Below are 9,814 nucleotides of genomic sequence, written 5' to 3' on the forward strand. Positions count from 1 at the left end.
ATGCACGCGCCGTTCAGCCAGCCACTAATCAACGCATTCGCTGCCCTTGCGTATTTCGCCAGCGCTTGGCTAGGCAACTTGTTGTCCAGCGCGGCGGGCGGCGTCAGCCCGCTCTGGCCGGCGTCCGGCATTGCATTGGCCTTGACGATGGTATGCGGCCGTGGCATCTTGCCCGGACTGTTCCTAGGGAGCTTTACCAGTTATTTCGTATCCGGCACCGAATGGCCATTGACCATAGAGCAAGCGCTACTGGGTGCGATGGCAACCGCAACAGCTGCTTGTGCACAAGCGTGGCTAGGCATGCTTGCCATTAATCGCTGGATAGGCAAGCAAAATCCGTTGATCGAAGACCGTAGTATCTTCCTGTTTTTTCTGATCGGGATAGCCAGTTGCTTGTTGTCTGCAATGGTCAATGCCGCCGTGATGTTCAATCACGGCGGCATTGACGCCGAAAACCTGTTCGATACCGTCATCCAAACCTGGGTAGGCAACGCCATAGGTACGGCTATATTCGCGCCGATGTCATTGCTATTCATAGGCAAACCGGAAGCGGTTTGGCACGGCAGACGTCAAGCGGTACTGTATCCCTTATTGCTCACCTTGCTCGCCACCATACTTGCGTTTAAATTCAGCCAGCGCCAAGAAAGCGAGCGCTTGCACAATCTGCTCGAGCGGCAAACGGACTTGCTGCACACCGCATTGTACGAAAGATTGAATTTAAATCTGGCCGGCGCCAAAGCGCTAAAAGCCTTCTTCGACAGCTCGGTGATCGTAACCCCGGACGAATTCGTACGTTTCGCCCAATCGATAGGCAACCAATGCGACGGCTTGCTGGAATGGATACCCAAAATATCCCATCCCGAACGCAAGCCATGGGAACAAGCCCATGGCACCGTCATACGCTACGCAGACTTCGAATACGAAATGTTTGTCCCGGCAGGCGATAAAACGGACTATTTTCCGGTAGAAATTGCAGTCAAAAACACTATCGATCCTAGCGGTATCGGTTACGACATCAGCAATAATCCGCAGGTTGCCGAAACGCTCAACTCGATTGTCGAACAAAACCAACCCTTAGTCGTTTCGGAAACTCGGCTACAAGCTAATCATCGCCCCTATTTGGCGACCGTTATTTACGCTCCGGTGTTTAAGCAACAGGAACACGAATTGACTAGTCCGGATCACAAACGGCAAGCCCTTTTAGGTTTTGTCGCCAATGGATTCCGTCTGGACGCGCAGATAGCCGAAATCTACCGTTTGTTCGGCGATAACGAATTGCAAATCAGCATCACCCTTTACCAACAGCAACGCGTCTTATTCAGCAACGTCGTTCCCGGACCCTATCCGTATCAACATCAACCCGAGCTCGGCAGCGAACGCACGCTCAATTTTGCCGGCAGCGCTTGGCGACTGCACGCCGTTCCATCCAGCGATTTCTACGCATATCAACAATCGCCGTTAAGCGCATGGCTGCTCGGCGGCGGGCTATTGCTGTCCAGCCTTATCAGCTTGGGTTTACTGCTGGTGACCGGCCGCACTACCCAAGTGGAAAATCTAATAGCGGAGCGCACCTCTGCATTGCAACGCATCAACGACACCCTGAATCACGAAATTTCCACCCGTTTGCACCAAGAAGAAGAATTGCGGGTAGCCGCCACCACCTTCGAATCGCACGAAGCCATTGTAGTGACGTCGCCGGACGGCACTATTCTGCGGGTAAACAAAGCCTTTTCAACCATCACCGGCTATTCCGCCGACGAAGTGATAGGCGACAACCCGCGGCTGTTAGCGTCCGGCTTTCACGATGCGGAGTTTTTTCGCGCCATGTATGCCGCGCTGGAACAGACTAACCAATGGGAAGGCGAAATCTGGAATCGGCGGAAAAACGGCGAAGTCTATCCGGAATGGCTGACGTTGACAGGCGTGCGCGACGAAGCCGGGCATTTGAGCCATTACGTCGGTATCTTTTCGGATATCAGCGAGCAAAAAGCCAAAGAGCAGGAAATTCTCAATTTGGCCTACTACGACCCGTTAACAGGCCTGGCCAATCGGCGCATGTTGCTGGACAGACTGAGCCAAGAGATTGCCGCCGCTAAACGCCAGCATATGTTCGGCGCCTTGTTCTTTTTGGATTTAGATCATTTTAAAATTCTAAACGATTCGCGCGGCCACCAAGTGGGCGACGAACTCTTGATTCAAATGGCGCAACGCTTGAAAGCGACGATACGTCGCGAAGATAGCGCCTGCCGTTTAGGCGGAGACGAATTCATCGTGATGGTGCCGGCTCGTTATCACAGCCTGCGACAAGCCAACCAACACGCGGCGATATTGGCCGACAAAATTTTGCAAACCATCAACCAACCGTTCATCGTACAGGGCAGCGAGCATCATTTTTCTACCAGCATAGGCGTCAGCTTGTATCCGCAAGGCGACGAAAAACCGGAACAAATCATTCAACAAGCCGATACCGCCATGTATAGAGCCAAAGAAAACGGCCGTAACCGTATCCGGTTTTACGAACCGGAAATGCAAACTGCGGCGAACAAGCGGTTAACCCTGGAAAAAGAGCTGCGCTTGGCCTTAAAACACCAACAATTCAAATTGGTCTACCAACCGCAAGTGGACGAAAGCGGCAATATCCTCAGCGCCGAAGCGTTGATTCGCTGGCAACATCCGCAAAAAGGCAGCATATCTCCGGCCGACTTCATTCCATTAGCGGAAGACACGCAACTCATTCTACCGCTGGGCAGCTGGGTATTGCAGGAAGCCTGCCGACAAATCAAACGCTGGGATTTACTGGGCCGCTCTATCGGGCACGTCGCCGTAAACGTCAGTTCCCGCCAATTCCGCCAATCCGGGTTCGTGCAACAAATTCAACACGCCTTGCGCGCCGCCGGCATCGATCCTCACCGCTTGGTCGTCGAATTAACCGAAGGCAGCGTGATCGAAAACATAGACGACACCGTGGCAAAAATGCAGGCCTTACAAGCCATGGGGGTACGCATTTCCATAGACGACTTCGGCGTCGGCTACTCATCCCTGTCCTATCTGCAAAGCTTGCCGCTCAGCCAATTGAAAATCGATAAAAGCTTTGTCAGCCGCCTAGGCGAATCCAACGCCGAAGTCATCACCGAAACCATCATCATGATGGCCAAAAGCTTAGGCTTGGGCGTTATTGCGGAAGGGGTGGAAACCAGCGCTCAAGTCGAATTTCTGCTGTCTAAAGGCTGCACCTCGTTTCAGGGCTATTTTTTCTTTACCCCGGTACCGGCGGAAGAATTTCCGGTTCACCTGCTGTCCTCCAATCACTCACAAGCTTAGAGCCAGCCTTGTAGCACTATGCGCTTGTACGCCGGCAAGCCAACCCGCTAAAACCAGCTTACCAAACCCGGTATGCCTGCCCGTTGAATCCGGGCGGCATTGTCGCCGGCCTCATACGCCGGCAACTGGCCGGTTTCGTGCCAAAGCCGAAACGCTAAGGCATAACACAGGACTCTGATCGGGTAATCCCTGGGCAACTGCTGAAAATAGGGCTGCATGGTAACGAAATCCACTGCACCGTAACGCTGCATGATGTGCTTCAAGCCGCCGTTTTGCGGCCCGATGTTATAAGCCAGTAAACCTAAAAACAGATCGCCTTTCATTTGCGCCAGATAGTGCTTCAAGGTGGCTGCGGCAACCAGCGCGTTGTGCTTCGAATCGGCCAAATTAACCGCTCCGCCTGCTATTTGGCTTGACACTTGCTGCAGGATAAATTTAGGAACCGCGGTAATTTGAAACAAGCCTTGGCCGCCGTCCGCACTGGTACGCGGCAAAAACGACGATTCGGCGGCAGCAACGCCATACAATAAATCAGGATCCAACTCGTAACTGGCCGCGGCGTAGCGAATGTCAGCGTCGAACGACTGAGCCCGGCCGATCAATTTGTTTAGCTGTGCGGAATCCGAACGCCGATAAGCGGCATAAATCTGGTGAGCTAAGGTAGTACGAGCGGCCTGTTGTTTTCCGCCGACCAAACTGCGCAACTGCTCAATAGCCATCGGAAAACCCTGTTGCCAAACAGCGTTCACCGTCCCGAAACAAACGCATAACGCCGTTAAAGCCGGCAACAACTCCGACTTTGCTACCAACCAGCGCCTGGATTTAAACCAAAGCAACAACAAGCCGGCCGCAACCGCGACCCATATCGCTATCCCCAATGCGAAAGGCAATAAGTTGGCAAAAAAGCCGGTACCGGAAAAGAATCTCGCCGACGCCCCTAATACAAGTACCGTAGCCAGCAAGCCCGAGGCCGCCAATCCGGCGCATTCTACGCCGATCAACCCGAGAGCGGGGCCGCTCAGCCAAACGGACTGTTTGCCGAAATCGGCCTTACCTTTTGCCGAACGTTTCTTGCTCTTGGGCTTTACCGCGACTTTTTTAAGCGCCTTACCCGTCGATTTGTTGACGATTGAACTAACTGGTTTAGACCGAGTGGACAAAGTGATATGCCGAACCTGGGAATGAAGAACACGCAGACGCGCGACGCGAGTGCATACGAACTAAAGGCACAACTTAAACCGTTTGTGAAACGCCGAAACGCTGTCATTATATCGGACTGGGCAAAAAACTCGCGGAGAACCTTAAGTGTTGGGAAGTTTGCAAAAGATGACGGTCGACCTGGAAAAACCGGTGCGCTACCGGCTACCCATCGGCGACCAGCAATTAGAGATCAACCCCCTGCTCGGAAAAACCCTGCAACTACAATACAGCGGCAGGATATTGTGCGTACATTGCGGAAAAAAGACCAACAAAAGCTTCAATCAAGGCTATTGCTATCCTTGTTTCACCCGGCTGGCGCAATGCGACCTCTGCATCGTCAAACCGGAAACCTGCCATTACGCGGCCGGTACCTGTCGAGAGCCGAGTTGGGGCGAAGAGTTTTGCTTTCAGCCGCACATCGTTTACCTAGCCAATTCGTCAGGTCTGAAAGTAGGCATTACCCGCCGCTCGCAAATCCCGACCCGTTGGATCGATCAAGGCGCCGTGCAAGCGCTACCGATATTTGCCGCCCGCTCCAGACATATTTCCGGTTTGGCCGAAGTAGCCTTGGCCGCCCACGTCAGCGACAAAACCAACTGGCAGCAAATGTTGAAAGGTTCGGCCGCGCCGCTCGACTTACCGGCATTAAGGGACAACTTACTGGCTAAATGCGCCGATGACTTAGCGGCAATTTCCGCCCGACACGGCGCAGACGCCTTACATGCAATCGGCGACGCCGAAGCGCAAGTCGAAATCGATTACCCTGTGCTGCAATATCCAGCCAAAGTGAAATCGTTTAATTTGGATAAAGATCCGTTGATTGCCGGTCAGCTGGTCGGCATCAAAGGGCAATATTTGATATTCGACACCGGCGTCGTCAACATACGCAAATTCGCCGGTTACGAAATCCGAGCGGCTCTTTGAAACAAGCCGGGCTTTGTTGCAGACTCAACAGAATATCCCGACATTCAAAGCACCCCAAATCCCGCTACCGCGTACTCCATTACCGATAGGCAACCCACAAATAGTGTGATACGCTTCAAACTGCGCTATGTTCGACACATTTTTATATCTAGTGAGCACTCGTCTTTTTCACACTTACCAGCCGTCGCTGCAAGCAGGCTCTTTCGAAATTCCGGAGGGAAACATGCAAAAATCTAGGACCGCTAACACGCTCGGTCTGACGCTTCTATTGTCTTTATCAGCTAGTCCGGCGTTCGCAAACGAAGCGCCGGTAGCCAAAGACCTGCAAAAAACGCTAAGAGAAGACAAACCGGCTAACATCCTGTTAAAAGGTAGCGACGCGGACAAGGATGCGTTGACTTTTACGATTTCGCAAGCGCCGTCACACGGCACGTTATCCCCCGTAGGCAATAGCGGCAAACGCTTCAAATACACGCCCGCGGCTAATTACCACGGTACGGATAGCTTTACTTACACCGCAAACGACGGCGCATTGGATTCGCAGACCGCAACCGTCACCTTGACCGTTAAATCGGTAAATGACCGTCCGGTTGCCGAAGCCAAAAACCAAACCGTATTGACGACCGACCCATCGTTTACTTTCAGTTTAAGCGCCAGCGACATAGACGGCGATGAATTAACTTACAAACTCGCCGCTAGACCAAAGTACGGCAAAGTGGTAATCAACGCAAATTACGCTACTTACACGCCCAAGGCAAAGTTCAAAACCGGTAACCGCACCGACAAATTTAAATTCAAGGTTAAAGACAGTAAAAAAACCTCAAAACCGGTGTTAGTCAGTTTGACGATAACCGATACTCCATACGGCGAAATCAACGATACGGCGGTAACCCAATGTGCCAACGCCAGCCAAAACAATATGACCTGCCCTATTACCAATTTTGCTTCGCAAGACGCGGAATGGGGGCGTGACGTTGCGGCCGGCGTTACCGACGACAACGGCGTCGCCGGATTCGTCTTTACTAAGTTAGATAGTGACGGTACCGCCTTAACGATTCAAAACGCCGGCTGGAGCGATGAAGGTAGCGAGGCCGCCGGCACGCAATGGTCCTGCGTGAAAGATGAAACCACCGGCCTGACTTGGGAAATCAAAACCAACGACGGCGGCTTGCAAGACAAAGACAACGTTTACACTTGGTACCAAACGGACGCGAGTAACGACGGCGGCGACAGCGGCCAAAACTGCAGCACGAATGGCTGCACCACGGATACCAAAGCGTATGTTGCCGCTATCAACGCACAAGCTCTATGCGGCAAAACCGATTGGCGGTTACCGACCGTCGCCGAGCTATCCGACATCACGCTTATGAACGGCGCGACCGGGGCTATCGATAGTGCATATTTCCCGGAAGGGCAACAGAACGTGTATTGGACCTCTTCGCCATTAGCTGCCAGCAGCAGCATGGCATGGGCGGCTAATTTCGCTTCCGCCTATACCACTTCCGATCTTAAAGCCAACACCAATTTTGTGCGCTTGGTCAGAAGCGGCCCATAATTGCTACCCCAGCCGGCTCGGTGCATAACGCCGGGTCCGGCTGGGGCGTCTAATCCATAACTGTTCAGTAAAAACCGGGCAAAGCTGTTGTAGGTTCGAATTTATCGGATCATCAGGCTAAACTCTGGTTATTGCGCAAATAAATTCGCACCTACGCACAGCTGGCAACGCATAGCCTCCGGCATCCCGGCTCTAAAAAACTTCAGCGCAGCGCCCGGGCACGAGCCTAGACTGCCGCAACTTCACTTTCTCACAGCGTTGTTGCAAACACTGCCGCCGCCGCCTCTACCGTAGCATCAATGTCCGCAGCAGTGTGGGCTGACGATACAAAGCCGGCTTCGAATGCGGACGGCGCCATATAAACGCCGCGCGCCAACATAGCGTGAAAAAAGCATTTGAAACGCTCTTGATCGCAAGCGACCACCTGCGCAAATCGGCTAACCGGCGTTTGCTCGCTAAAGAATACGCCGAACATAGCGCCGACCTGATTGGTGGCAAATGCGATACCGGAGACATTGGCCGCTTGCTGCAGACCGCTCAACAATTGCGCGGTTTTGGCTGTCAACCCATCGTAGAATCCGGGAGCCGCAATCAATTCCAGCGTTTTCAACCCGGCCGCCATCGCCACCGGGCAGCCCGACAAAGTACCGGCTTGATAAACCGGTCCCAACGGTGCCAGGCACTCCATGATTTTACGGCTACCGCCGAACGCTCCCACCGGCAAACCGCCACCGATAATTTTTCCCAGCGTGGTCAAATCCGGTCTCACCCCGTATAACCCCTGAGCGCCCTGCAGCCCAACCCGGAATCCGGTCATCACCTCGTCAAATATCAACACCGCGCCGTATCGATCGCAGACCTGGCGCAAAGTCTCTAAAAATCCGGGCTCCGGCGGAATACAGTTCATATTGCCGGCAACCGGCTCCACGATAATGCAAGCGATTTGCTCGCCGATTTCGGCGAAGGTAGCCTGTACCGCTTCGCCATCGTTGTAGGTTAACGTGATGGTATCCGCGGCTAACGCGGCCGGAACGCCCGGAGAGCTGGGCACGCCCAAAGTCAGCGCCCCGGATCCCGCCTTGACCAACAAGGAATCGGAATGGCCGTGGTAACAACCTTCGAATTTAACGATCTTATCCCGGCCGGTATAGCCACGCGCCAAGCGTAACGCGCTCATCGTAGCTTCGGTACCCGAACTCACCATGCGCACCAGTTCGACCGACGGCAACAGCTCGCAGACTTTCTTCGCCATGGCAGTTTCGATTTCGGTCGGCGCACCGAAACTCAAACCTTTTTCAGCCGATTGCTTGACCGCCGCTATCACCTCCGGATGGGCGTGGCCTACTATCATCGGCCCCCAGGAGCCGACGTAATCGATATAACGCGCGTTTTCGCTATCGTAAACGTAAGGGCCTTCGGCACGGGAAAAATACACCGGCGTACCGCCTACACCGTTGAACGAGCGTACCGGCGAATTAACCCCGCCGGGTATGTATTGCTTGGCTTCCGAAAATAGAACGCTGGCTTCAGTCATGATTCGATGGATTGGAAAAACCTGGAAATCCGAGGCCGGCCGTTCGGCCTCGGTGTCACGGCAAACGCTCAATGTTTGCCGAAAATCTGCGGGCCTTTGGGATGTTGTTTGTTTTGCAAACAAAAATACGCAGCCGCGTCGAACTTAATCCGCAACGAATGCGTGTTCTCGTGTTGCTTCAAGAATTTTTTGGCATCTTCCGCCGTCAAGTCCTTCATCATGTACCGGGCAATACACATGCAGTCCTTGTCCAATCGCGGCTTGTCGACATCCGGGTTTTGCGAGGTTTTCAATTCGCGCGCCACGCACTGATCGGCAAATTCGTGCTCGAACTGGTGCTTGACCACGTCGGTGACGACTTCGTCGTGCGAATGATCGAAGGGGTTGTGAGCCGGCTTGGCCGAAGACGCACCGGCAGCCGGTGTAGACTTGGATTCGGCAGTTTTGTCATCGGAGCAAGCGCTTAGCAACAAGGCCATGCCTAGACCGGTTGCCAACGCGATAGAAAAGGTTCTGCTGTTCATAATCTTATAATTGTTCTAGTGAAGTAAATGGATTAACAAGTCGCTAAGGGCTTGTTGCTGGCGCGGCTGCCGTAAACGCTGAGCAGTAACGATACTCTTTAACTGCCTTAGGGCTAAATCGAAGTTATCGTTGACAATTAAATAATCGAACTCGGCGTGATGGCTCATTTCGGCGACTGCGTCGCGCATCCGGCGTTCGATGACCTCGGCATTATCCTGTCCGCGATTTTGCAAGCGCTGCTGCAACACCTCAATTGACGGCGGCAAAATAAAAATCGAAACCGCCTCGGGCAACATGCGCCGTACTTGGGCGGCGCCTTGCCAATCGATTTCCAAGATCACATCCAAGCCGCCGGCCAAATTATTCTGCACGGTTTGTCGGGCTGTGCCGTAAAAGTTGTCGAACACTTGGGCGTGCTCTAAAAAAGCCCGGTTTTCTATCATCGCTTTAAATTCGTCGACGCTGACAAAAAAATAGTCGACGCCGTGGGTTTCGCCGCTGCGCATGGCTCGGGTGGTATGCGACACCGAAACCGCCAATCCCTGAGTATCGGCTCGAAGCTGCTTCAACAAACTGGTTTTGCCGGCGCCGGACGGCGCCGAAACGATGTAAAGGGTACCGGTAATCATTTGCGGACTAAGGTTTAACAGTGCACCGGACATTCTTTAATCTTCACGCTTAACAGTCAAGCCAAAAAACGCCTTTTCGGGGGCTGTGGTATCATGGCTGGCCATTCACAGCCCGCATACATGCCA

General features: G+C 53.3%; 6 protein-coding genes and 2 pseudogenes. 4 read left to right on the forward strand and 4 right to left on the reverse strand.

Going from position 1 to position 9,814, the window contains the following annotated elements; genetic code table 11:
• Positions 1-2,499: pseudogene (locus F1E05_RS20095) on the forward strand (diguanylate cyclase domain-containing protein); the annotation flags it as partial.
• A gap of 75 nt (positions 2,500-2,574) precedes the next feature.
• A pseudogene (locus F1E05_RS20950) lies at positions 2,575-3,321 on the forward strand (putative bifunctional diguanylate cyclase/phosphodiesterase); the annotation flags it as partial.
• A 47-nt stretch (positions 3,322-3,368) separates the two neighbouring features.
• On the opposite strand, the gene F1E05_RS20100 reads toward F1E05_RS20950, so the two are convergent.
• Positions 3,369-4,481, reverse strand: a complete 1,113-nt coding sequence (locus F1E05_RS20100) for a transglycosylase SLT domain-containing protein (RefSeq protein ID WP_190303207.1) — start codon at positions 4,479-4,481, stop codon at positions 3,369-3,371.
• A gap of 145 nt (positions 4,482-4,626) precedes the next feature.
• Between F1E05_RS20100 and F1E05_RS20105 the strand changes: the two genes are divergently transcribed.
• Both F1E05_RS20105 and F1E05_RS20110 read left to right on the forward strand, forming a co-directional pair.
• Positions 4,627-5,445 carry a DUF2797 domain-containing protein gene (locus tag F1E05_RS20105; protein ID WP_232056722.1) on the forward strand — a complete coding sequence of 273 codons (819 nt, stop codon included), beginning with the start codon at positions 4,627-4,629 and terminating at the stop codon, positions 5,443-5,445.
• 223 nt (positions 5,446-5,668) lie between these two features.
• A complete protein-coding gene (locus tag F1E05_RS20110) occupies positions 5,669-7,000 on the forward strand; it encodes an Ig-like domain-containing protein (RefSeq protein ID WP_190303208.1) in 1,332 nt (443 codons plus the stop codon).
• Positions 7,001-7,250: 250 nt separating this feature from the next.
• On the opposite strand, the gene hemL is transcribed toward F1E05_RS20110, so the two are convergent.
• From hemL to gmk, 3 genes are all read right to left on the reverse strand, one after another.
• Entirely contained in the window at positions 7,251-8,534 is a 1,284-nt protein-coding gene (gene hemL, locus F1E05_RS20115; RefSeq protein ID WP_150051695.1) for a glutamate-1-semialdehyde 2,1-aminomutase, read from the reverse strand.
• A gap of 68 nt (positions 8,535-8,602) precedes the next feature.
• Positions 8,603-9,058: a hypothetical protein gene (locus tag F1E05_RS20120; RefSeq protein ID WP_150051697.1), complete on the reverse strand. Its 456-nt coding sequence runs from the start codon at positions 9,056-9,058 to the stop codon at positions 8,603-8,605.
• 15 nt (positions 9,059-9,073) lie between these two features.
• Entirely contained in the window at positions 9,074-9,688 is a 615-nt protein-coding gene (gmk, locus tag F1E05_RS20125) for a guanylate kinase (RefSeq protein ID WP_150052118.1), read from the reverse strand.
• Between the last annotated feature and the right edge of the window lie 126 nt (positions 9,689-9,814).

It is taken from the genome of Methylomonas rhizoryzae, assembly GCF_008632455.1.
Classification (GTDB): Bacteria; Pseudomonadota; Gammaproteobacteria; order Methylococcales; family Methylomonadaceae; genus Methylomonas; species Methylomonas rhizoryzae.

Excerpts from the sequence above, each read along its gene's own strand:
- F1E05_RS20110 (WP_190303208.1), top strand. The coding sequence starts at position 5,669 with ATGCAAAAATCTAGGACCGCTAACACGCTCGGTCTGACGCTTCTATTG.
- hemL (WP_150051695.1), bottom strand. The coding sequence starts at position 8,534 with ATGACTGAAGCCAGCGTTCTATTTTCGGAAGCCAAGCAATACATACCC.
- F1E05_RS20120 (WP_150051697.1), bottom strand. The coding sequence starts at position 9,058 with ATGAACAGCAGAACCTTTTCTATCGCGTTGGCAACCGGTCTAGGCATG.
- gmk (WP_150052118.1), bottom strand. The coding sequence starts at position 9,688 with ATGATTACCGGTACCCTTTACATCGTTTCGGCGCCGTCCGGCGCCGGC.